Origin of the sequence: Flavobacterium sp. 1355, assembly GCF_017833415.1 — a bacterium.
In the GTDB taxonomy this organism is placed as follows: domain Bacteria; phylum Bacteroidota; class Bacteroidia; order Flavobacteriales; family Flavobacteriaceae; genus Flavobacterium.
In genome coordinates, this window is the sequence record NZ_JAFICC010000011.1 from 39,445 (window position 1) to 63,488 (window position 24,044).

Consider the following 24,044-nt stretch of genomic DNA (forward strand, 5'->3'; position numbering starts at 1 on the left):
ATTTTTGCAACACAATTTTAAAAACTACATAAAATATATATCATGAGTGTTTTAGTTAATAAAGATTCCAAAATAATTGTTCAGGGATTTACAGGTAGCGAAGGAACTTTCCACGCTTCTCAAATGATTGAGTACGGTACTAATGTTGTAGGTGGTGTAACTCCTGGAAAAGGAGGTACAAGCCATTTAGATCGTCCGGTTTTTAATACAGTAAAAGATGCTGTAGATCAGGCTGGAGCTGATACATCTATCATTTTTGTTCCGCCGGCTTTTGCTGCCGATGCAATTATGGAAGCTGCTGATGCTGGAATTAAAGTAATTATTGCTATTACAGAAGGAATTCCTGTAGCAGATATGATTAAAGCAAATAATTATGTTAAAGAAAGAAATTCAAGATTAATCGGGCCAAACTGCCCTGGAATTATTACTCCGGGTGAAGCTAAGGTTGGTATTATGCCAGGTTTTGTTTTCAAAAAAGGAACAGTTGGTATCGTTTCTAAATCAGGAACTTTAACTTACGAAGCTGCTGACCAGGTTGTAAAACAAGGTTTAGGAATTACTACAGCTATTGGTATTGGTGGAGATCCAATTATTGGAACTACAACGAAAGAAGCTGTTGAATTATTAATGAATGATCCTGAAACTGAAATTATTATCATGATTGGTGAAATTGGTGGTCAATTAGAAGCAGATGCTGCTAAATGGGTTAAAGCTGATGGTAACCGTAAACCTGTTGTTGGGTTTATCGCCGGAGAAACTGCTCCTGCTGGTAGAACAATGGGTCATGCTGGTGCTATTGTTGGTGGTTCTGATGATACAGCTGCTGCTAAAAAACAAATTATGAGAGACAACGGAATTCACGTTGTTGATTCACCAGCCGAAATTGGTAAAAAAGTAAAAGAAATACTTGGATAATCTCCAATTATCAAAATAACAAATTCCAAAAAAAAGTCTCAATATTTGTTGAGACTTTTTTACATTTTTAAAATGTTTGGAATATAATTAAAAATTTAGCAACTTAGATTTTTAGCCCCGAAGATTCGGGATAGTAGCTTAAAAAGAAAAATATGTACAAAGAATTAAAAAAGTTTAAAGTAAGCAACAGTTTTACTTTTACTGCAGAAGATAGTTTAGAACAAGTTTGTAATGCACCGGAATCTGGCGCAGGAATTTTTGTTGTTTATGCAGTTGAAGGCAATGAAAAAGAATTAATCATGGTAGGTTCAACAGGAACTGTACAAAATGATGGAACCTTAAAAAGTAAAAATGGCGGTCTTTACGATAAAATAGTAAATGGACATCAGTTTGCAAAAACTGGAAGAAAATATTCATGGCCGGCACAAATGAAACTGGAAAATATTTCAGCTCTGGAAGTGGTTTGGTATGAAACCTTTAATGCTGATTCAAAAGGTATCCCGACAACTGTTGAAGGACAGGTTCTGCAAAATTTTCTTGATGAGAATGCAAAATTACCAAGATGGAATGTAGCTTTCTAAAAGCAGTAAGTATAAAATTTGAAGCCTGACTATATTAGTCAGGCTTTTTTATTGAAATATATTTTTCTCTAATATTTGATATTTCTGTATCAAATGTTAAAATTATCTAAAAAAATAATTGTTGTAAAATCTGACAATTTAAAAAAAGCCTAATTTTTATTTTATCACCAAAAATTTGGCTAATCATAACGCCATCAATAAAAAGAGACAATTTCCTGATATTAGGAAACTGTCTCTTTTTTGTAAATAAATTGTTTTTAAATTTTTGCTTTTATATATTTATCGCACAATGTAGAAGAATAATGTTAAAAAAATATTTTCTGTACATTAACAAAAAAGCTATTTTCAAAAACTACTATCCCAAAATCAAATTATGAAAACTAAAATTTCACACACCACTTTTGATGATAATATACTTTGGGGAAAACTGAAGGAAGGTGATGAAAAATCATTTTCTATTTTGTTCGAAAGGTATTACAGTGATTTAGTAAGTTATGGAAATTCACTTTCTCCCTTTGAAGAGAAAGTACAAGATTGTATACAAGATGTTTTTACAGATATTTGGGTTTATAGAAACGGTTTGCAAAGTTCGGTTGTAGTAAAAGCCTATTTGTTATCAAGTGTTCGTAAACGAATTGCGCGCTTAAACGAAAGAGACCATATTTTCCGCAAAGCCGCAAGTACTGACTCTGTTGCTTTTTTATTAAAATTTTCGGTAGAATATGATCTTATTGATGATGATTATGCAACAAAAGAAAAAGTTTCTCATCTTAATAAACTTTTAAACGATTTACCTGCAAGGCAAAAAGAAGCATTGTATCTGAGATATCATCAAGGGTTAACGGTAGAACAAATTGCTGATATGCTCGATGTAAATTATCAGTCTGCAAGTAACTTGTTATACCGCGGTTTACTTACGCTTCGTAAAGAATGGAAGGGTACTTTTCCCTTAATCGCACTATTATCTTCAAGTACTTTTTAGTTTTATTTAAAAAAAAATAAAAAAAATCATAATTTGGTGAGTATATAATAAGAGTGCTGTCCTCTATGTTTTTGTAACCTCATTTCATACATGCAAAAACGTAATAAATATACCGAGATTGAAGATTTTTTATCTGATGAATCGTTCCAGTTATGGATTTTATCAAAAGTAGATGAAGACAATTGGGAAGAGTGGACATTAGAGAGTCAACAACGTGCAAAACTGGTTGAAGATGCCAGGTTGTTATTGCTTGCAATGAAAGTACCAGATTCTGGATTATCCTTATCTGATATTCATAGTGCACTGCAAAAAACGTGGATAAAAATTGAAAATAAAGAAAATCAAATTGACCTGTTTAAAAATAACAATTTAAGATTTCTGAGAAAATATTTTCTTTATGGTGTTGCAGCTACATTATTTTTTTGCGTAATGTCAGTTTGGTTTTATAGAAATGAGATCACTTCAACTCACGAAGTTGTTACCTATAACGAACTTATTGATACCAATAGTGAAGGCTTAGTAGAACAAACTAATAATTCTGATAAACCACAAATTATTACTTTGTCTGATGGGAGTTCTGTTTTGTTACAGCCAAATAGTAAATTAAGTTATCCTAAAATCTTTACCGGAAACGAAAGAAAGGTGTATTTGTCCGGCGAAGGTTTCTTTGAAATTAGTAAAAATCCTAAAAAACCTTTTTACGTTTATGCAAACGAAATTGTCACAAAAGTTGTCGGAACCAGCTTTAGGGTTAAGGCTTATTCTGATCAGCCTAATGTGGAAGTTCTTGTTCGCACCGGTAAAGTTAAGGTAAGATCTAATGAACTTGTTTCATCATCGGAGCAAGAGGTAGTACTATTGCCAAATCAGGCATTGCGATTCTTGCGCAGTGACTTAGTTTTTAAGAAAATTACAAACATTACCCAGGATGAAGCACTGGTAAAAAGTGTTGGAAATATTGAACAATTAAGTTTTGAATTTAATGATATTCCTGTTTCTCAGATCTTTGAGACGATCGAACAGGCTTATTTGATAGATATTGATTATCCGGAAGAAAAATTAAAAGAATGTCATCTTACCACTTCTCTTAGCGATCAGCCACTAACTGAAAAGTTAAAAATTGTCTGTAGAAGCATTGGTAATAATACCAATTTTGAGATGAATGGAAACCAGATTAGCATAACATCAGAAGGATGTAATTAATACAGTTTTTTTTTGAATTAGTTATGAAATTGTATCTGTTGTTTTAACTGTATCTTTTTCGGTGTAAAATCGCATAAGAGAATAGATAAACATAATGTATTTCTTTAAAAAAATAAAAATTAAAACCCCTAAATAAAGTATTTCAAAAATTAAAATAACCGCCTATGTGAATTTAGAATGCAAAAAAAAGTGCCGAAATGCTGTAACATTCCGACACTCAATAAAGTTGAATTTCTTTCTGTAAAAAGTAATTCAATCGTTTCTTAAAATACGCTCTAAACAGTATTAATCAAAACAAACCAAAATTATGAAAAAACCAGTTGTTAAACAACGATTACTCCATCGAATCATGAAAATAACACTATTTCAGTTTGTCTTAGCGCTTGTATTTTCAAGTGTTGCTATGGCTAACGATATAAATGGACAAAAGAAATTAGATACCAAAGTAACAATTACAGTTGAAAATTTGACTTTGGACAATACATTATCTAAACTTTCAAAATCTGCTCATGTAAAGTTTTCTTATAATTCAAGAATAACTCAATTGAACCAGAAAATAAGCATAGAGGCCAATAATGAAACATTATCGGATATTTTGTCCAGAATTCTGGAACCGTTAAATATCACTTATACAGAAATTAGTAATCAGATTGTATTGCAAAAAAGCAATAAAAATCTTTTTACAGGGGTTGAAACACAAAACACATTATTCGATGTTTTAGCTCAGGGACCAATCATCAAAGGAAAAGTAACAGATCCTAGTGGTGTTCCTCTTCCTGGTGCAACTGTTTTGGCAAAAGGAACAAAAATTGCTGTTTTGACAGATTTTGACGGTAATTTCTCTATCAATATGCCTGCAAATAGTACAGCATTGGTGATTTCTTATGTAGGTATGGAAACTAAGGAAATCGGAATTGAAAATACTGCTCCGACAGTAATTCTAAATGAAGCGGGGCAAAACTTAAAAGAAGTTATAGTAACTACAGGTTACGAAAAAACATCTAAAAGAACTTTTACGGGAGCAATTAGTAAAATTTCAGGTGCCGAATTAAAAGTTGATGGTGTAGTAGATGTGAGCAGAATGATTGAAGGAAAAGCAGCAGGGGTTACGGTTCAAAACGTTACCGGAACTTTTGGTACTGCTCCAAAAATAACTGTTCGTGGATCTTCTTCAATTTTTGGAGATACAAAACCATTATGGGTAATTGATGGTGTGGTTCAGGAAGATATTATCAACATGTCATTTGCAGATTTGGCTTCAGGAAATTCATCAACATTGTTAAGTTCTTCTGTAGCAGGTTTAAATGCAAATGATATTCAAAGTATTGAAATTCTTAAAGATGCATCTGCAACTTCTATTTATGGTTCAAGATCTTTAAATGGAGTTGTGGTTGTTACTACAAAACAAGGACGTAGAGATTCACCCCTAAAAGTGACTTATTCTGTAGAGAATACCGTAAGAGCTGTGCCTAGTTATACACAATATGATATCCTAAATTCTCAGGAATCTATGAGTGTTTTTCAGGAAATGAAAGCAAAAGGTTATCTAGACTTAAGTTCTTCATACACTGGCAGATTTGGTGGAGTATATAATATTCTTGCAAAAGAAATTAATCGTTACGATACATCAAATGGTCAGTTTGGCGTTAAAAATGAGCAGCCGTACATCAATAATTTTCTAAAAAAATATGAATTAGCAAACACAGACTGGTTTAATGTTTTGTTTAGACCTTCAATTACGCAAACTCACTCTTTGAGCTTTTCCGGTGGTGGAAAAAACAACACTTTTTATGCTTCTTTAGGATACTATGGAGATCCGGGATGGACTATTGCTGATAATGTTAAACAATTGTCATCTAACATAAAAGGAACTTTTTATGTAAATGACAGATTAAACGTAACTTTATCTACATTAGGATCTATACGTAATCAAGGGGCTCCGGGAGCTTATGAAAGCAAACAAGATGTTGTATACGGTCGTACTACAAGGGATTTTGATATTAATCCATTTAATTATGTTTTAAATACAAGCAGAACTTTAAGACCTTATGATGAAAATGGTAATTTTGAATACTACCAAAACAACTGGGCTCCAATGAATATTGTTAACGAATTACAAAACAATACATTAGATATAAAAGTAAATGACATTCGTTTCCAGATGGACGTTGATTATAAAATCAACAAGAACTTAACTTATAATCTTACTGGTTCTGCACGTTATGCTAATACTTCAAGAGAGCACAAAGTTATGGAAGGATCAAATGTTGTAGGTGCTTATAATGCTGGTGTAGGGGATAATGTGAATACTAAAATACAAGATGATAACGTATTCTTGTATCAGGACCCAAATGATCCGACTGCTCCAAAAGTATCTGTATTGCCAAGTGGTGGATTCTTAAGAAAATTCACTAATGATATGACTTCATATAATATCAGAAATAGTATTACTTATAGAAATACAATTAAAGATAAACATGAACTTGAAGGTTTCTTTGGTACAGAACTTAGATCAGTAGATAGAAAAAATGACAATTTTACTGCTGTCGGAATTCAATATGACAAAGGTCTTACTTCTTTTATTGACCCGAGAATGATTGAAAAAATTGTAAACGGAGGAGATTCTTATTATGAATTTGGTGAAGAAAGAGAAAGAACAGTAGGTTTCTTTGGAAAAGTAGGTTACACTTACGATCGTCGTTATACAGGGTCTATCACAGGACGTTATGACGGATCTAATAGACAAGGAAACAGCGGATCAGGAAGATGGCTTCCAACATACACTTTTAGTGGAAAATGGAACGTGGCTGAAGAAAAATTCATGAAAGATGTTGAATCTATAAATACTCTGGCGCTAAGAGCTTCATACGGACTTACTGCAACTGCTGGTCCGGCGACAAATTCATTAGCTATTTATAAAAGTTATATCACAGATCGTTTTAATCTTTCAGACAGAGAAAATGCAATAAACATTGAAGATTTACAAAATAGTGATTTGACCTGGGAGAAACAATTTGAAACTAATATTGGTGTTGATTTAGGAATGTTTAATAACAGAGTACAGTTGACTGCAGACGTTTACAGCCGTAAAGCATTTGATTTAGTTGATTATGTAATTACTTCTGGTGTAGGTGGAGAAGACGTAAAACAAGGTAATAATGCCGATATGGAGACAAAAGGTATTGAGCTTGGTTTTACAACACAAAATATTTCAACAGATAATTTTAAATGGTCAACAACATTAAACATGTCAGTTTATGATCAGAAAATTACAAAATTAGCCAATAGACCATCAGCGTTTGATTTAGTAGATTCAAATGGAGGAAATGCAGTTGGACACCCTAGAAATTCTATTTACTCTTACCAGTTTACAGGATTGAATAATCAGGGTTTACCAACTTTTAACTTGCAGGATGGAGCTAGTAGTAATATTACAGGAGCTGATTTTCAGGATACAAATGATGTTACCAAATATTTGAAATATGAAGGATCTATTGAACCAAATAAATCTATTGGTTTAGCGAATACATTCACTTATAAAAGCTGGTCATTATATGTTTTTGTAGTAGGTTCAGGAGGAAATAAAGTTCGTTTAAATCCGGTTTATAGTAATGAATACAATGACTTAACTGTGTTTACAAAAGAATATACAAACAGATGGATTAATCCGGGAGACGAAAATTATACAAACGTTCCTGTAATTGCAGATAGATTATTAAACAGAAATTATGGAACTAATGATTTAGCAATTGCATACAATACCTATAATTTTTCTGATGTAAGAGTTGCAGATGGTGATTTTGTAAGATTGAAAAATGTTTCACTTAGCTGGGAATTTCCAAAAGATTACAAAAGAAAATTAGGTCTTAGCACATTTACGCTAAAAGGATCAGCAGTAAACCCTTGGTTGATTTATTCAGACAAAGCTTTGCACGGACAAGATCCGGAATTCCGTAATACGGGAGGGGTAGCTTTGCCTATTACATCACAATATACTTTTGCTATAAATATTTCATTTTAATAAATTGATTATGAAAAATATAAAAATAACTTTATCGCTATTGATATTGATCACGCTCACAAGTTGTGATGATTTTTTATCAGAAGTACCAGATAACAGAACTCAAATAGATACACCGGAAAAAATATCAGAATTATTAGTAACTGCCTATCCTGACAGAACTTATGCAGTAATTGCAGAAACGATGTCTGACAATGTTTTTGACAGTGAAATGGCGGCATCTAATATAGATAACAGCCAGAGTTTTAACTGGGAAATGCAAACTCAGTTTGGTATTGATACCGAAGGAGATTTCTGGAATTCATGCTACAGAGCCATTGCAGCTGCCAATCAGGCATTGGTTGCAATTGACGAACTTGGAAACCCTTCCAGTTTAAATCCGCAAAAAGGAGAAGCATTATTTGCAAGAGCATATTCGCACTTTATGCTGGTTTCATTCTGGTCACAACGTTATAATCCTGCAACTGCGGCAACAGATTTGGGTATACCATACGTAACAAAACCAGAAACAGCATTGCTGGCACAATACAAACGTAATAGTGTCAAAGAAGTGTTTGATTTTATTGAGCAGGATATTACAGAAGGGATGAAGTATGTAACAAGTAATTATAAAGAACCAAAATACCACTTTAATGTACAAGCTGCGAAAGCTTTTGCCAGCCGTTTTTATTTAGTAAAAGGAGATTGGGATAAAGTATTGGAATATTCAAAAGATCTGGGTTCAGAACCAACAAACCTTAGAGATTATGAGGCTTTTAATGCTGCACCATCTGCTGAAAAAGAAATTGTGTATTCAAGAGTCGAGAATCCAACAAACCTGTTGGTGGCTTATCCAAACTCTATAGCAGGAAGAGGGTATGTAAACAGATTTTATCTTTCTGCCAACAGAGCAGACGAAATTTTAGGTTCTGATACGTATCTTTTTGGAAAACCGTGGTTAATCTATACATCACAGTTTTATGAAAATAATGTTTTGATGCCTAAGTTTTACGAATACTTCAAATACACAAACGTAACTGCAGGTATTGGTGAGCCTTATACAGGAACTGTTCTGTTGAGTAATGATGAGTTTTTCTTAAACAGAATCGAAGCTCATGTAATGAAAAATCAATTGTCGGAAGCAAGGGCTGAATTGCAATACTTTTTAGGAACAAGAATTGAAGATTATGATCCTTCAACAGATATCTTAACTGAAGAATATATTGTAGACACATACCCGGCTGTTGCAAACGAGTTCACTCCGTTTTATGCTTTGACACCGCTGCAAACTTCTTATATCAAAGCTATTACAGAAGCAAGAAGAAGAGATTTTATTCAGGAAGGAATGAGATGGTTTGATATCAAACGTTTTGATCTTGTAGTAACACATAACACAGTACAATTCGGACAAGTAGTCAGAAATAATGTTTTAACTAAAGGTGATAAGCGAAGAGCATTGCAAATACCGCAAAGAGCATCAGATAATGGTATCGAAAAAAATCCTAGATAAAAATTTAATTTTAAATAGTATGAAAATATTAAAAATACAAAGATTTATTGCAATAATTACCGGAGCAGTATTATTTGCAGCCTGTGCTCATGAAGATCAGCCTACAGAAAGTCAGTTAGATTATTCAGTACCTAATAAAACTCCTTTAGATCAATGGATTACGAGTAGTTTTTTAGATCCGTACAATATCAAAGTATATTATGAGTGGAACCAGAATTTGGTAGACAACAACCGTTTCCTGTTTCCGCCAACGGTAGATAAAGTACAGCCTGCACTAGAGATCGTAAAAAGAATTTGGATTGATAGTTATTCTACTATCGGAGGAGCTGATTTTGTTAAGAAAATTTCACCAAGAGAATTTGTTTTAGTTGGAGGAACAAACCTTAACACAACAGGTACACAAATATTAGGTTTGGCAGAAGGAGGACAAAGGGTTACGCTTTTTCAGGTAGATTATCTGAACAAAAACAGCAGGCCAGATGTGACCGAATTTATTCATACTATTCAGCATGAGTATGTTCATATCCTGAACCAGACAAAACCATTTGATGTACAGGCCTGGTCAAAATTAACACCATCGGGATATACTTCTAGCTGGTATATTTATTCACTTGCAACTTCAAGAGAATTAGGGTTTATTACAAGTTATGCAAGATTAAATGTTTATGAAGATTTTGCAGAAACAGCTTCAACAATATTAACGTATTCAGAAGCAGAATATGCCGCATTTTTGGCGAGTGTGGTAAGCCCGACAGCCAAAGCTAATCTGATTAAAAAAGAAGCTATTGTTGTTCAGTATTATAAAGATGCTTTCGGTATAGATTTTTATGCTTTAAGAGATGAAGCACAAAAAAATACAGATGAAGTTATTGAACTATAAAAACATCCTGAACATTAATTATAAAAATTAATATTATGAAAGTAAAAAATATATTTAAGTACCTTATTATTGTTTTTACAGCAATATTATGGGCTTCTTGTAACAACACAGAAGTTGATGATAAATTTGACAGTACACCAACAGAGCGTTTAAATGCACAGAAAAAGGAATTGCAAGACCTTGTACTTTCGTCAGATAAAGGGTGGAAATTAGTTTATTATACTGATAGTACACAATTAGGCGGTTTTACACATTTATTTAAATTTTTTCCAGACGGAAAAGTAGATATGGCATCAGATTATGATGCCGATACAAGTATTCACAGAAGTCAATATGATGTACAGTTGGGTAGTGCAGTAAGTTTGGTTTTTACTACTGCCAACAGAATTCATTTATTATCTCAATCGGATAATTTTCCAACTCCGGCACTTCTTGGAAAAGGGTATCTTGGTGATTTTCAGTTTTTTTATTATGGACAGGAAAATGGAGAGATTATTTTCAGAACAAACAGAAACTTTCAGGAAATACGATTTGTAAAAGCAACCGCACAGGATTGGACAGACTTAGCCGGAAACACTCCGATTATTGAACATATTACGGGCGACATGACAAGCCCATTATTCAGGCTGTTAGAAATAAATGATGGTGCAGCAGTACATCAATATGAATTTGATTTTAATTCTGATGCAAGATTTGGTGTAGCCACCTCTTTGGATTCTGATGATAGTCACAACTTGGCTTTATCATACACCCCGACCGGAGCAGTGGTAAAACCGGCATTAGTTGTAAAAGGTCAAAAATTATCAAACTTTGTTTATCAGGCCGCTACAAATGACTTTGTTGCTACAGGAACAGGTGGAGTAAGTGCAACTATTAAATTTACAAATGCACCGCCAAGAATCACAGATGATTACAAGAAATTATTAGATGGAGAGTCACAAATGGTTTTTGGTTATATAGCCGCAAACTTATATACAGCTTCGACAACTTCAGATTATTTTAGATATCTGATTGACAAAGCAAATGCTACATTACCGGCCAATCAAAAAATTTCCAGAATTCAGATTTACTTCAATTCACCTTTTGGAACTTATATACAATACCGTTTTAATGGAGGAAAACCAAGTCTTTATCACACAGTAACAACTAGTGAAAATACTGCCAATAAAACAATAGTGCTAACTGATGATTATTGGGATAATGGTACAGCCGTAATAGCGCCTCCTGCATTTTTAGCAGAAATTGACGCAGAGTTTACAAATGCTGCAGGATTGTATGTGAAAAAAGAAGATTTTAAAATCACTTACTCTAATACCGTTTATACTTTTACAAGTGCTTCAAGCAGTTTTAGAATGACAACATATCAATTGTAATATTTAATTCAAGTAAGGCAGTTCTTAACTTGAGCTGCTTTAGCTGAATTTTTAAAATAGATTATCTCTTTTTTTTAAACAAATAAATTATGGATACCATCAAAAAACACATAACACCAGCCTTTATAACAATTTTTATTTGGGGAATTGGGCTCTTACTAGTTAATGAATATTACTATGAGTATCTTAGATATTATCAGTATATTTTTATACCCATAATGATTTCATTCATGATTTTTAATCTTGTAAAACAAAGAAGAGAAGATAAAGTTGATGGTACACAGAATTTTAAATTCTCAATTTACAATATATTAGTTACACTATTTATAATGGGAGTTTTATTTTTTCTCATAAACTCAAATTGACTATCAGCATTTAAAAGTTTTAGTTTTTAATTTTTATTTTGAAGGGGACAGCTCAATTTGAGCTGTTTTTTTTCTCTTACTCTTCAAAATTAATAGTATTAGTCTGAATCTCAACGGACATAAAATGATTGAGCAAATGAATATTAATACATTTATTATTATGTTGAAATCAATTTTAAATTCAAGAGGAGTAGAAGTACTTAGCAAAGAAGAACAAAAAAACATTTTAGGAAAAGGAACACCAGTACATCCGGTTTGTGAAGATGGTAACTGGGCTCCGATTGGTGCTAATCCGGCAAATTATCCGAATTTTCCATGTGCAGATATTTATGAACCTGTACCATGTTTTCCAACATTTTTGGCAGACGGAACAATTATCGAATGCTAAAAAAGAAATAATAATTAATAAAACCGTTTTAGATTCTAAAACGGTTTTTATTTTTAATTTAAAAAAATCAATATTGTTATGGAGAAGCCATTTTTTCCAATCACAAATTTTATTAAACGCCCAAATACTCTATATTTGTATTTCAAAAAATAAAAACGAATACCTAAATATGAAATTACTAGAAGGAAAAGTTGCAATCATTACTGGCGCCAGCCGCGGAATTGGAAAAGGAATCGCTGAAGTTTTTGCTAAGCACGGAGCAAATGTAGCATTTACATACAGCTCATCTGTTGCATCGGCTGAAGCTCTTGAAGCTGAACTTAACAGTCTGGGTGTAAAAGCAAAAGGATACCAATCAAATGCAGCTGATTTTAATGAAGCTCAAACTTTTGTTGACGCTGTTTTGGCTGATTTTGGAACTGTTGATATTTTAATCAACAATGCCGGAATTACAAAAGACAACTTGTTGATGCGTATGTCTGAAGCAGATTTTGATCAGGTAATCGATGTTAATTTGAAATCTGTTTTTAATATGACAAAAGCAATTCAAAAAACTTTCCTTAAGCAACGTGCAGGTTCAATTATCAATATTAGTTCTGTAGTAGGAGTATCAGGAAATGCGGGACAAACTAATTATGCAGCTTCTAAAGCAGGGGCAATTGGTTTTACAAAATCTGTAGCACTTGAGTTGGGTTCAAGAAATATTCGTTGTAATGCAATCGCTCCAGGATTTATCGAAACAGAAATGACTGCAAAATTAGGTGAAGATGTAGTAAAAGGATGGAGAGAAGGTATTCCTTTAAAAAGAGGAGGAACTCCGGAAGATGTTGCAAACGCGTGTTTATTCCTGGCTTCTGACCTAAGCGGATATGTTACAGGACAAGTTCTGAATGTTTGCGGAGGAATGCTTACCTAATATTGTTAATTGTTAATGGTTTGTTGTTTATTGTTCTGCAAACAAAAACTATAAACTAAAAAGTATAAACTAAAAATATATATGACTAAAAACACGATTTTATTATTATTACTTTCAATAGTAATATCAGGTGGTTTGTCGTATTTTCAATATTTTTTCAAAGCCAAAAGTAAATCCAATGTGATTGTGCTTTTGGCTTTTTTACGTTTTTTAGTCATTTTTAGTTTATTGGTTTTATTGATAAATCCGATTGTAACAAAAAATTCCCTTGAAATAACCAAAACTCCTCTCGCAATTGCAGTAGATAATTCAAGTTCTATAACAGCTTTAAAATCAGATAAAAAAGTTCTTGAATTATATAAAGAATTAACTTCAAATGCTGCACTTCGCGAAAAATTTGATATTCAGTCCTATCAGTTTGATGCCGATTTAAAATCTTCACAAGAATTTGATTTTAAAGGAAAGCAAACCAATCTTGACGCTGTCGCAAAGAACTTAAAAAGCATCAACAGAAATACCATTTTTCCGACTGTTATTATTACCGACGGAAATCAGACAACAGGAAACGACTACGTATATCGCTTTGATCCTGTAAATAAAGTATATCCTTTGATTGTAGGAGATACAACCACTTTTTTTGATTTAAAAATCAATCAGCTGAATGTAAACAAGTATGCATTTCACAAAAACAAATTCCCTGTAGAAGTTTTTCTGCAATATGCAGGAGATAAAAATATAACGGCCGATTTTTCTATTATACAGGGAAATTCAGTTGTAGCAAAAGAAAAAGTATCTTTTTCATCTTCAAAAAAAACAGCCTCTTTAAATTTGCTTTTACCGGCAGACAAAGTGGGCTTACAGATTTTTAAAGCAAACATTTCTTCTCCTGCAAAAGAGAAAAACAGCTACAATAATATCAAGAATTTTGCTGTCGAAGTCATCGATCAAAAGTCAACTATTGCAATAGTTTCATCAATAAACCATCCGGATATTGCGGCGCTCAAACGTGCTGTGGAATCTAATGCACAACGTAAAGTAATATTGGTTAAACCGAATGAAATCAACTTATTACAAGATGTTTCTGTTCTGGTTTTATACCAGCCAAACACAGCATTTAAGCCAGTTTTTGATCATAACAAATTAGCCGGTACAAACACCTTTATTATTACCGGAAAAAATACCGATTTTAATTTTCTTAACCAGCAGCAGAATAATCTGGTTTTTAAAATGAGCGGACAGACAGAAGATTATTTAAACGAATTTCAATCACAATTTAATTTGTTTGCCATTGATAATATCGGTTTTGAAAATTTTCCTCCATTGCAAAATTTATTCGGAACAGTTTCTACTAACGGAAATGTATCTGTTTTACTTTCTTCAAAAATTAGAAACGTTTCGACAAATGCACCTTTGCTGGCTTTCGCCGAAAATCAAAACAAAAGAACCGCTTTTCTTCTTGGAGAAAACAGCTGGAAATGGCGTTTGCAAAGCCATATAGACAATCAGTCTTTTGAAAAATATGATGTTTTTATTGATAAGATTATTCAATATTTAGCGACATCAGCTTCAAAAAAATCATTGGTTGTCACACATGAAAGTTTTTATAATTCCGGAGAAGCAATTGTAATCAATGCTCAATATTTTAATAAAAATTACGAGTTCGACGAGAAAGCAAGACTTACTATTAGTGTTACCAATACTGAAACCAAGCAGACCAAAAACTATGACTTATTAAAAGGAAACAATTCTTTTTCTGTAAATTTGGATGGACTATCTGCAGGGAAATATAATTTTTCGGTAAAAGAATTAAATACAAACACCAGTTATTCAGGTCATTTTGAAATTTTAGATTTCGATATTGAGAAGCAATTTGTAAATCCTGACGTTGTAAAACTAAAGCAATTAGCATTGCAAACCAATGGAAAAGCCTTTTTTGAAAATCAGACAGATCTGTTAATCAATACTCTTTTAGAAAACAAAGAATACAAATCAATAGAGAAAAATATTTCGACTAAAACCCCAATAATTGACTGGGTTTGGTTATTGGTTTTAATAGCATTGTTATTGACAACCGAATGGTTTGTTAGAAAATATAATGGGTTGTTGTAAAAGAAATTAAAGAAATACATAACCACATAGCCAACGGTTTCAACCGTTGGGAGAGAATAGTGAGGAACAAATTTTTTGCCATCTCAATTAACCTGAAACTTGAAACAAAAAATAACAAACAATTATGGATTTCAGGCTAAAAGTATTTTACACCGTTGCAACAAGGCTCAACTTTACAAAAGCAGCAACAGAACTGTATATCTCGCAGCCGGCAGTTTCTAAACACATTCAGGAACTTGAAGAAACCTATAAAACGAAACTATTCGAACGGAATGGTTCTAAAATAGCTTTGACTCCAGCCGGAGAAATTCTCCTAAAACATACTAAAAGTATATTTAAAATCTACAGGGAAATAGATTTTGACTTAAGCAGTTTTATAGATAATCGCCAGGGATTATTACGGTTAGGATCAAGCACGACAATTTCTCAATATATTATTTCTCCAGTATTGGCACGTTTTCACCAGAAACAGCAAGATATAAAAGTAAACTTGCTGAATGGAAATACGGAGCAGATCGAAAATGCCTTGATCAATAAAGAAATCGAAATCGGAATTGTAGAAGGACAGACTAAAAATCAATCCATAAAATATATTCCGTTTCTGAAGGATGAACTGGTTTTGGTTTGCAACAGCAAAAATGCTTTAGCAAAACAAAATGAAATCTCGCTGGACGATTTAAAATCGATGAAATTTATAACTCGCGAACGTGGCTCAGGAACACTTGAAGTTATAGAATATGCATTAAAACAAGTTAATGTAAAAATCAGTGACCTTCAAATCGAAATGCAGTTGGGAAGTACAGAAAGTATAAAATCTTATTTGCTAAATTCTGATTGTTTTGCCTTCATGTCAATACATGCGGTCAATAAAGAACTTCAAAACAACGAGCTTATTGTTCTAGATGTAGAAAATTTATCAATAGAAAGATATTTTTATATCATTACTTTAGTTGGTAAATCTGATCCATTGTCAGAACTTTTTATTCAAAACATATACTCTTTCTATAACTTAAAGTTATAGTCAATTGTAATATACAATTGGCGATTTCAATATAATCGACAGACCTTTGTGAGGTAATAATTAAGTTCGATATTTTGAAAACGCATTCACAAACAGCAACACATTTAGTAGAAGTCAACATTTACTTTCAGCAGGCAATTTACGCTTTGGCGATTGTCTTATGTCTGTTTTCTATTATTTCGCCACCAATTGCGTTGTTGTTAGGAGTTGTAATTGTAAATTTTTTCGGAAACCCTTTTTTAACGTTCAATCATAAAGCCATTACATTTTTATTGCAATTTTCAGTAATAGGCTTAGGTTTCGGGATGAATGCATCAAATGCGGTTACAGCAGGAAAAGAAGGGTTTCTGCTAACTATTTTCTCTATTTTAAGCACTTTAGTTTTAGGTTTTCTCCTCGGAAAATGGCTTAAGATAGATCGCAAAACTTCACATCTTATATCATCGGGAACAGCAATTTGCGGTGGGAGCGCCATTGCAGCAGTAGCTCCTGTAATAAAATCAAGCGAAAACCAGACCTCAATTGCATTAGGAGTAATTTTTATATTAAATTCGATTGCCTTATTTGTATTTCCGTTTATAGGACATCAGCTCGATTTATCGCAAAAAGAATTTGGCTTATGGTGCGCTATAGCCATTCATGACACCAGTTCTGTTGTTGGGGCGGCCAATAAATATGGCCCGGAAGCGTTGCAAATAGCGACAACAGTAAAACTGGCGAGAGCTTTATGGATTATTCCTATTTCGCTTTTAACAGCAGTAATTTTCAAAAATAAAAATTCAAAAATAAAAATCCCGTACTTTATAGGATTGTTTATCCTTGCCATGCTTTTGAATTCTTATGTACCGCAAGTATCTTTTTTTGCACCTCATATCGTCAATATTGCCAAAACAGGATTAACTGTAACCTTGTTTCTTATTGGTGCAACTTTAAATATAAACACTTTAAAATCAGTAGGAGTGAAGCCATTACTGCAAGGTGTTTTCCTTTGGGTTTTTATCGCAGGAATGGCTTTGGCTTCAATACTTTATTTGGGTTAATTTTCTAAGTGCTTATTTTATATTTAAAAATTTGACAACTGGCTTGCCAACAGCCTTATACCATTTTCCGCTAAATGAAAAACGTTTTTCAATCACAAAGTTAAACTGCTTTTTTGTTTTTGCCATTGCAGCAAGCTCTTCGGGTAGATCAACTTCATAATCATCCTCTGTGCCTTTTGCCTTTTTATACGAGCCGGTTGTAGTGATTACAAAATCACGAAAAAACTTTTTATTATTATCTACAGCGACAGTATATGAACTTGACCATTCTGAGCTAATGCTGTTTGAGAGCGAATAATAACCGACTTCCATCAAAGGCTGATATTTACCATCAAATCCGGCAATTAGATATAAAAAACCATTATAAGGCGCACCAGCACCGCCATTGGCGTGCACCAGAGATAAGGCATATTGATCTTCTCCGATCTGAATCAGTTTTAAATGAGGGGATTGGGCAAAAGAACCAAAAGCAGCAATAGCGGGCTGAAAAGATTTCATTTCCCAGACATTTCCGTTTTTTGCAAATTTAGCGATACTAATAAGGCCTCCGGAAAACCTGCTGGTCTGTAACCCGTCGGCATCATACACAGAATGGTTAAATACAAATAATTTAAATTGATTTCCTTTAGAATCAGAATAGCCGATATTTTCAAGGAGTCTGGTCGCAACACCTTCAGTATATGGAAATAATTGATCTCCTTCAACACCATTAGCATCAGTAAAAGGAGATGGTTTACAGGTTTTGCATTTCCAGCTCACAAAAGTATTTTTATCACCAAGATGGTATAATTTTCCGGGAAACAATTTCTGCATGGTTTTCACCCCATCAATCGGATCGGTAATCTTAAGGATTCTTTTGGTGTTTAGAATTGTATCACTAACATTTTTTAGCTCTATATCAGTTTCTTGTGCGAAACAAAAAGCAGATAAGAAAAGAAAAAGATTTAAAATAATATGGCGCATAAATAAGGTTTGGAAATAAAACAAACTTACAAATAAAAATGGTTGTTAATATGAATTTATGCTACTTATGAGGTTTAAAAACAATCAAAAGTTAAATTAAGAGAATCTTAATTGGTAGTCTTTTAAATTATCTTTAAATAAAGTAAGTTTGCGCTCAAATAAAAATTACAAATGAAAAACTTTAAAATGAAACCAGGACTAATTGCATTTATTGCACTAGGAATTGGATTTTTGACATTATCCTGGGGAATCGTTGGCCACGAACGAATTAACAAAGCTGCAGTTATGGCTTTGCCAAAACCTCTTCAGGTTTTCTTTTACAATCACATTGATTTTATTACTCAGGAAGCTTCTGTTCCAGATATTCGTAAATATGCTTTAAATTATAAAGACGAAAATCCAAGACATTATTTTGACATGGAAAACTTTGGGCCTGTTGACAGTTTACCACAGACAATGGAGGCAGCAAAGAAAAAATATGATGCTAAATTCCTGAATGATAACGGGATATTGCCTTGGTATATAGAAGACTTAATGGTTAAATTAACCAAAGCATTTAAGGATAAAAACAGAGCAGAAATTTTGTTTCTTGCTGCAGATTTAGGTCATTATATCGGTGATGCACACATGCCGTTGCATACTTCTGCAAATCATGACGGACAATTGAGTGATCAAAAAGGGATTCATTCTCTTTGGGAAAGCAGATTACCGGAGTTATTTGTTAAAAATTATAAATTAAATGTTCCGGAAGCGCAATATTACCAAGACGTTCATAAAGCAACCTGGGATATGATTCATGATACACACAGCTTAGCACAGCCCTTATTAGATATCGACAAAAAGCTAAGAACTTCAACTCCGGAAGGTGAAATATTTAAAAAAGATGCAGATGGAAAAATATTAAAAAGCAAATACAATACTTCTGTTTTTGCTGACCAATATGCTGAAAAATTGCACAAAGAACTAAACGGAATGGTAGAAAATCAAATGAGAAAAGCCATTACCGCAACTGCCAGTTTTTGGTATACAGCCTGGGTAAATGCCGGAAAACCAGACTTAAGCGATTTAGATTCATCGGCAGTGACACAAAGAAATTATCAGGCTTTGCAGGATGATCTAAAGCTATTTCAGCGAGGAGATTTGTTTGGAATGAAAAATCAAAACGATTAATTTTTGTTTCAGGTTTTAATGTTTCAGATTCATTCTAAAACTAACTAAAAAAGCCTCAAATTCGTTATGGATTTGAGGCTTTTTTTAGTTTATAATTTAATGAACTTTAGCGTACAATTTTTCTTTTTTTGTGTTTAAATCTTTAAACTGATATTCCTTCTCCTTCAATAAATACGATGCCGATTGATAAAAAGCAATAGTTTGATTGATCAAATCTGTTCTTTGGGATTTTAGCGGTTTCTCATCATAATAAATTTGGTAGGCGTGAGCACTATTTTCTTTTTTATTGAGGCTCAAATCAAATTGTTTCACCTGTTGTTTCGGCGATAAAATAGTTAAGACATTATCCTTTATTAATCCCAGATCCTGATACGTAGCAATAAAAGCGCGGGGTTTATAATCTGGTTTAAAAACATCCTCTCCAAAGAACTTACTTTGATAATCAAAATGAAGTAAACCAAAAAGCGTTGGCATAAGATCAATCTGTGACATTAATTTATTACATGTTTCTGGTTTCATTTCCGGACTGTAAATAAAAGCCGGAATTCGGTATTTGTCCAGAGGAAGTTCTGTTTTTCCTGCACTTGAGGCGCAATGATCTGCTACGATTACAAAAACAGTATTATGAAACCAGGGTTGTTTACTGGCCATTGCAAAGAATTTTCTTAGCGCATAATCAGTATATTTTACACCTCCGTCACGGGATTTGATGTCTCCGGGAATATCAATTTTATTGTTTGGATAAGTAAATGGCCTGTGGTTACTCACTGTCATAATATGATTAAAGAACGGCTTATTTTCTTTGGCTTCCTTGTTCATAATCTTAATTGCCTTATTATACATATCTTCATCACATACACCCCAAACATTAGAAAACGTAATTTCGTTTGGAGAAAAACTTGATTTATCAATAATTTCATAACCATTGCCAGAATAAAAATCCTGCATATTATCAAAAAAAGCATCACCGCCATACATGAATTTTACGTTGTACCCTTTTTGCTTAAAAACAGCCCCTGTAGAAAATTTATTTTTGTTGTCTTCACGTTTTACAACACTTTCGCCCGCTGTTGGAGGCAGACATAAAGTAACCGCTTCGAGACCGCGCACAGTGCGGTTTCCGGCTGCATATAAGTTAGTAAACTGTAAGCTTTTTTGAGAAAGGCTGTCAAGAAACGGTGTAATATTTTCTTGGTTTCCATACATTTTCATGAATTCTGCACTATAACTTTCAATCGTAATAAGCACTACATTTTTATGATTTTCTACTGAATCGCTTTGTATGTCTCGTGAAATGTTATCAGTCGAAATTGCCGGAAACTGTTGTTTTAAAATTGCAAAAGCTTTGTTATTCGGAAGTGTTTTGTAAAATTTAAAGTAATCTAATTTGTTGTTCTCAAAAGCCAGATAAAATCTGTATAAGCCATTAGACTGCAATTCATTAACAAAAATGTTTTTAGAATTTTCTGTTTTGGACAAGGCAGGAATTGCAAAAAAAGAAACCAATAATAATCCGATGTATAGTACTGATATTTTAACCTTTTCATTTAATGTCGGAATCTCATCAATATATGTTCTGGATTTTCTGACAATAAAATAAGTGACAACTCCGGTAATGGCAAACAGTGCCGAAAACAAGGGAATTACCGGGTAAGACTGCATAATGTTTCCGATGACTTCATTGGTGTAAATCAGATAGTTTACTGCAATAAAATTGTATTTTACTCCAAATTCATTCCAAAAGAAATATTCGCTCAAACCGTTTTGGAGAATCAATAAAACATAAAGGAAAATAACAAATGCAAATAACCAAAATCTGATTTTGTCCCTGTATTTTGGAAAGAAAAGCAGTGCAGAAAAAAGAATAGCCTTTATCCCGATAAAAATTAAAACGATTCGTGGCAAAGCGCCACCATATTCGTCAAAGATACTTTTACCTGAAACAACATATAAAAAGGCAGCTATCAAAACGCCTAAAATAATATATCCCGAAGGTTTATTGTATTTTGAGTTTGAAATAAATATTAAGTACAACCACAAAAATACGCTGGCAGCCACAAAGACAAAAAAGTCTGAAATGAGTCCTAAACTAAAGATTTTCAGGCTTTCGAGCACAGTAAATGAGCTTTGGGTTATAGGATGAAAAAGCAAGACAATTCTAAGCAGAAAGCTAACAATAAAGTAAAATACTCCAAGGTTGTAAAAAGGTGAAAATTTCTTGTAAAAAGTCATGGCATTATTTTTTTACAAAATTAATTTCAGCTCATTAAGTAAAGATGAAGTTTAGCTTTTGCCTTAATTAGAGTTAACTTAATGTTTGCTTAAGATTATGTAGCCTGTACGATTCAGATGACTTTTAAATATTTTTCCAATCTTAAAATTTTTATCTTTGAATAAAATATAATCTTAACTAACTGTAAATGCATATTTTAATAGTTGAAGACGAATTAGGGATCATTCAGTTTTTGCAGCAGGGGCTGAAGGAAGAAGGATATTTGGTAACTACAGCAAATGATGGTTCTAAAGGATTTGAACTAGTGCAAAACCAACAGTTTGATTTGATTTTACTCGATTGGATGCTGCCAAAAATTAATGGTTTGGATTTGTGTAAAGCTATTAGAGTAAAAGACAAAACAACTCCCATTATTTTTTTGACTGCAAGAGATACTATTCAGGAAACAATCGAAGGCTTAAAAGCAGGTGCCAATGATTATATCAAAAAACCATTTAGTTTTGAAGAATTAGTTGAGCGTATAAAGGTTCATTTTAGAAATCTAAAAGTACCTGAAACCCTTTCTCTTGGCACAATTACAATTGATTCGTCCAAACATATTGTCTTAAAAAACGAAGAAGAAGTTGCCCTGACACAAAGAGAATTTGAATTATTAAAATATTTAATTCAAAACAAAGGAAAAGTCTGTACCAGAAATCAGATATTAAGAGATGTCTGGGGAATTAATTTTGAATATGATACCGGTGTTATTGATGTTTTTATGAATGCTATAAGGAAAAAACTTAATCTGAAAATAGAAGAAGATTATATAAAAACAATTCGTGGAATAGGTTATATCGCTAATGATTTATAAATGATGCAGTTATCCTTAAAAAACAGAATTGCTTTAAACTACATTATCAACACAGGTTTATTGATTTTAGTGGTTTTTTCAGCTATCTATTTCTCCGTAAAATTTACTGTTTATAAGCATGTTGACGAAAATTTAATGATCGAAATTCAGGATCATTTAAAAGAAATCAGGGTCGAAAATAAAAAAGTAATTTTTATGGATGCCGAAGAATGGGAAGAACGAGAACATAATTCGGTTGATGTAAATCCCGTATTTGTTCAGTTTTTTGACCTGAATAAAAAAATAATTGAAAAATCACCAAATTTAAAAAACGAAACGCTTGTATTTCATAATGGTGTAGAACATTTTCAGCTATTTGATACAAAATTATTAGGCAATACAATCAGGCAGATTCAAGTTCCTCTTTATATAAAATCAAAGAAAGTAGGTTATTTAATTATTGCGATGTCACTTTCAGATTCTGCCAAAGTGCTAAAGAATCTTTTTGATACCTTATTAATAGCTTTTCCTATTATATTATTAATGCTGTTTTTTATTGCAAGATTTTTTGCAGGACGAAGTATAAGACCCATAAATGAAATAATTAACACCTCCAGGATTATCACAAAAGATAACCTGAAAACAAGAATCCTGCTCCCTAAAACACGTGATGAATTGTATGTGCTTTCATCCACCATAAACAATTTATTAGATCGTATTGAAGATGCTGTGGAACGGGAAAAACAGTTTACTTCTGATGCATCACATGAACTGCGGACACCGCTTACAGTTATTAAAGGAACACTTGAGGTTTTGATAAGAAAACCCCGTGATAATAAAGAGTATGAAGATAAAATAACGTATTGCATAAACGAAGTTGACCACTTAAATGTTTTGGTAGACCAGCTTCTTTTGATGGCCCGTTTTGAAAATCAAAAACTAAATATAAATAAAGAAAATGTTTATTTAAACGCAGTAATTTTAGACGTTCTAACTCTTAATTCAGAGAAAATAAATGCAGCAAAAATTGATGTCATTTTAGAAGCCAAAGAAGATTTTTATATTTATTCTGATAATTACCTGCTGGTCACCATTATTCGTAATATTGTATCAAATGCCATCAAATATTCAAATGAGAAAGGGAGAATCTTAATTCAGTTAAAAAAAGAAAAAGACATTATAAGCTGTACAATCTCAGATCAGGGAATCGGAATTGCAAAAGAAAATCTGGAATCAATTCTAAAACCATTTTTCAGGTCCGATTCTTCTCTTCATTCACAAATCAAAGGAACAGGTCTTGGACTGTCAATTGTAAAAAGAATGACAGAACTTCTTCATATTAAATTTAAAATTGATAGTGAAATAGGTGTAGGAACAACAGTTACTTTGACTTTTGATGAAAAATCTCAAACGTTTGAGTAAATTTAGAAAAACCAATAAAAACAGCACTGAATATTTTTTTTAACAATAAACTAGTGTTAAGTTAAAATAAAAATTGCTTTTCTGTTAATTTATCTATTATATTTGCAACCGAAACAAAGAATAAAAAATAACACAAATCAT

The 24,044-nt window shown here is 32.7% G+C and carries 18 protein-coding genes; 16 read left to right on the forward strand and 2 right to left on the reverse strand.

All coding sequences use genetic code 11. The features are described from left to right. Positions 1-42 precede the first annotated feature (42 nt). The 13 genes from sucD to JOD96_RS14915 all read left to right on the forward strand — a co-directional run bounded on the left by sucD (position 43) and on the right by JOD96_RS14915 (position 17,283). Positions 43-915 (forward strand): succinate--CoA ligase subunit alpha, encoded by an 873-nt coding sequence (gene sucD, locus JOD96_RS14855; protein ID WP_089050750.1) that lies wholly within the window; start codon positions 43-45, stop codon positions 913-915. 152 nt (positions 916-1,067) lie between these two features. Beyond that, on the forward strand, positions 1,068-1,496 hold the full coding sequence (locus tag JOD96_RS14860) for a hypothetical protein (protein ID WP_209565021.1): 429 nt from the start codon (positions 1,068-1,070) through the stop codon (positions 1,494-1,496). A 373-nt stretch (positions 1,497-1,869) separates the two neighbouring features. Continuing rightward, complete coding sequence (locus JOD96_RS14865; protein ID WP_209565022.1) at positions 1,870-2,478, forward strand: RNA polymerase sigma factor; 609 nt, start codon at positions 1,870-1,872, stop codon at positions 2,476-2,478. A gap of 90 nt (positions 2,479-2,568) precedes the next feature. Continuing rightward, the gene (locus JOD96_RS14870) at positions 2,569-3,681 is read left to right on the forward strand and encodes a FecR family protein (protein ID WP_209565023.1); all 1,113 of its coding nucleotides are present in this window, start codon (positions 2,569-2,571) and stop codon (positions 3,679-3,681) included. 307 nt (positions 3,682-3,988) lie between these two features. Further along, positions 3,989-7,702: a SusC/RagA family TonB-linked outer membrane protein gene (locus JOD96_RS14875; protein WP_209565024.1), complete on the forward strand. Its 3,714-nt coding sequence runs from the start codon at positions 3,989-3,991 to the stop codon at positions 7,700-7,702. 10 nt (positions 7,703-7,712) lie between these two features. Then, entirely contained in the window at positions 7,713-9,191 is a 1,479-nt protein-coding gene (locus JOD96_RS14880; RefSeq protein ID WP_209565025.1) for a RagB/SusD family nutrient uptake outer membrane protein, read from the forward strand. 19 nt (positions 9,192-9,210) lie between these two features. Next, positions 9,211-10,071 (forward strand): putative zinc-binding metallopeptidase, encoded by an 861-nt coding sequence (locus JOD96_RS14885; RefSeq protein ID WP_209565026.1) that lies wholly within the window; start codon positions 9,211-9,213, stop codon positions 10,069-10,071. 35 nt (positions 10,072-10,106) lie between these two features. Beyond that, positions 10,107-11,444: a DUF4302 domain-containing protein gene (locus JOD96_RS14890; RefSeq protein WP_209565027.1), complete on the forward strand. Its 1,338-nt coding sequence runs from the start codon at positions 10,107-10,109 to the stop codon at positions 11,442-11,444. 501 nt (positions 11,445-11,945) lie between these two features. Next, complete coding sequence (locus tag JOD96_RS14895) at positions 11,946-12,197, forward strand: hypothetical protein (RefSeq protein ID WP_209565028.1); 252 nt, start codon at positions 11,946-11,948, stop codon at positions 12,195-12,197. A gap of 169 nt (positions 12,198-12,366) precedes the next feature. Continuing rightward, a complete protein-coding gene (fabG, locus tag JOD96_RS14900; protein ID WP_116752216.1) occupies positions 12,367-13,113 on the forward strand; it encodes a 3-oxoacyl-[acyl-carrier-protein] reductase in 747 nt (248 codons plus the stop codon). 81 nt (positions 13,114-13,194) lie between these two features. Then, positions 13,195-15,222 carry a hypothetical protein gene (locus JOD96_RS14905; RefSeq protein ID WP_209565029.1) on the forward strand — a complete coding sequence of 676 codons (2,028 nt, stop codon included), beginning with the start codon at positions 13,195-13,197 and terminating at the stop codon, positions 15,220-15,222. Between the two features lie 124 nt (positions 15,223-15,346). Beyond that, entirely contained in the window at positions 15,347-16,243 is an 897-nt protein-coding gene (locus JOD96_RS14910; RefSeq protein WP_209565030.1) for a LysR family transcriptional regulator, read from the forward strand. Positions 16,244-16,317: 74 nt separating this feature from the next. Next, positions 16,318-17,283 (forward strand): YeiH family protein, encoded by a 966-nt coding sequence (locus JOD96_RS14915; RefSeq protein ID WP_209565031.1) that lies wholly within the window; start codon positions 16,318-16,320, stop codon positions 17,281-17,283. Positions 17,284-17,295: 12 nt separating this feature from the next. On the opposite strand, the gene JOD96_RS14920 is transcribed toward JOD96_RS14915, so the two are convergent. Beyond that, positions 17,296-18,246, reverse strand: coding sequence for a hypothetical protein (locus JOD96_RS14920; RefSeq protein ID WP_209565032.1), 951 nt, complete (start codon positions 18,244-18,246; stop codon positions 17,296-17,298). Positions 18,247-18,417: 171 nt separating this feature from the next. Between JOD96_RS14920 and JOD96_RS14925 the strand changes: the two genes are divergently transcribed. Beyond that, complete coding sequence (locus JOD96_RS14925) at positions 18,418-19,416, forward strand: zinc dependent phospholipase C family protein (protein WP_209565033.1); 999 nt, start codon at positions 18,418-18,420, stop codon at positions 19,414-19,416. Between the two features lie 96 nt (positions 19,417-19,512). Here JOD96_RS14925 and JOD96_RS14930 read toward each other — a convergent pair whose 3' ends face one another. Beyond that, positions 19,513-21,648 carry an alkaline phosphatase family protein gene (locus JOD96_RS14930; protein ID WP_209565034.1) on the reverse strand — a complete coding sequence of 712 codons (2,136 nt, stop codon included), beginning with the start codon at positions 21,646-21,648 and terminating at the stop codon, positions 19,513-19,515. A 188-nt stretch (positions 21,649-21,836) separates the two neighbouring features. Here JOD96_RS14930 and JOD96_RS14935 point away from each other — a divergent pair, with 188 nt between their 5' ends. Beyond that, positions 21,837-22,502 carry a response regulator transcription factor gene (locus tag JOD96_RS14935; RefSeq protein WP_209565035.1) on the forward strand — a complete coding sequence of 222 codons (666 nt, stop codon included), beginning with the start codon at positions 21,837-21,839 and terminating at the stop codon, positions 22,500-22,502. Beyond that, positions 22,503-23,903, forward strand: coding sequence for a sensor histidine kinase (locus JOD96_RS14940; protein ID WP_209565036.1), 1,401 nt, complete (start codon positions 22,503-22,505; stop codon positions 23,901-23,903). Positions 23,904-24,044: the final 141 nt, after the last annotated feature.

Excerpts from the sequence above, each read along its gene's own strand:
- sucD (WP_089050750.1), top strand. The coding sequence starts at position 43 with ATGAGTGTTTTAGTTAATAAAGATTCCAAAATAATTGTTCAGGGATTT.
- JOD96_RS14860 (WP_209565021.1), top strand. The coding sequence starts at position 1,068 with ATGTACAAAGAATTAAAAAAGTTTAAAGTAAGCAACAGTTTTACTTTT.
- JOD96_RS14865 (WP_209565022.1), top strand. The coding sequence starts at position 1,870 with ATGAAAACTAAAATTTCACACACCACTTTTGATGATAATATACTTTGG.
- JOD96_RS14870 (WP_209565023.1), top strand. The coding sequence starts at position 2,569 with ATGCAAAAACGTAATAAATATACCGAGATTGAAGATTTTTTATCTGAT.
- JOD96_RS14875 (WP_209565024.1), top strand. The coding sequence starts at position 3,989 with ATGAAAAAACCAGTTGTTAAACAACGATTACTCCATCGAATCATGAAA.
- JOD96_RS14880 (WP_209565025.1), top strand. The coding sequence starts at position 7,713 with ATGAAAAATATAAAAATAACTTTATCGCTATTGATATTGATCACGCTC.
- JOD96_RS14885 (WP_209565026.1), top strand. The coding sequence starts at position 9,211 with ATGAAAATATTAAAAATACAAAGATTTATTGCAATAATTACCGGAGCA.
- JOD96_RS14890 (WP_209565027.1), top strand. The coding sequence starts at position 10,107 with ATGAAAGTAAAAAATATATTTAAGTACCTTATTATTGTTTTTACAGCA.
- JOD96_RS14895 (WP_209565028.1), top strand. The coding sequence starts at position 11,946 with ATGAATATTAATACATTTATTATTATGTTGAAATCAATTTTAAATTCA.
- fabG (WP_116752216.1), top strand. The coding sequence starts at position 12,367 with ATGAAATTACTAGAAGGAAAAGTTGCAATCATTACTGGCGCCAGCCGC.
- JOD96_RS14905 (WP_209565029.1), top strand. The coding sequence starts at position 13,195 with ATGACTAAAAACACGATTTTATTATTATTACTTTCAATAGTAATATCA.
- JOD96_RS14910 (WP_209565030.1), top strand. The coding sequence starts at position 15,347 with ATGGATTTCAGGCTAAAAGTATTTTACACCGTTGCAACAAGGCTCAAC.
- JOD96_RS14920 (WP_209565032.1), bottom strand. The coding sequence starts at position 18,246 with ATGCGCCATATTATTTTAAATCTTTTTCTTTTCTTATCTGCTTTTTGT.
- JOD96_RS14925 (WP_209565033.1), top strand. The coding sequence starts at position 18,418 with ATGAAAAACTTTAAAATGAAACCAGGACTAATTGCATTTATTGCACTA.
- JOD96_RS14930 (WP_209565034.1), bottom strand. The coding sequence starts at position 21,648 with ATGACTTTTTACAAGAAATTTTCACCTTTTTACAACCTTGGAGTATTT.
- JOD96_RS14935 (WP_209565035.1), top strand. The coding sequence starts at position 21,837 with ATGCATATTTTAATAGTTGAAGACGAATTAGGGATCATTCAGTTTTTG.
- JOD96_RS14940 (WP_209565036.1), top strand. The coding sequence starts at position 22,503 with ATGATGCAGTTATCCTTAAAAAACAGAATTGCTTTAAACTACATTATC.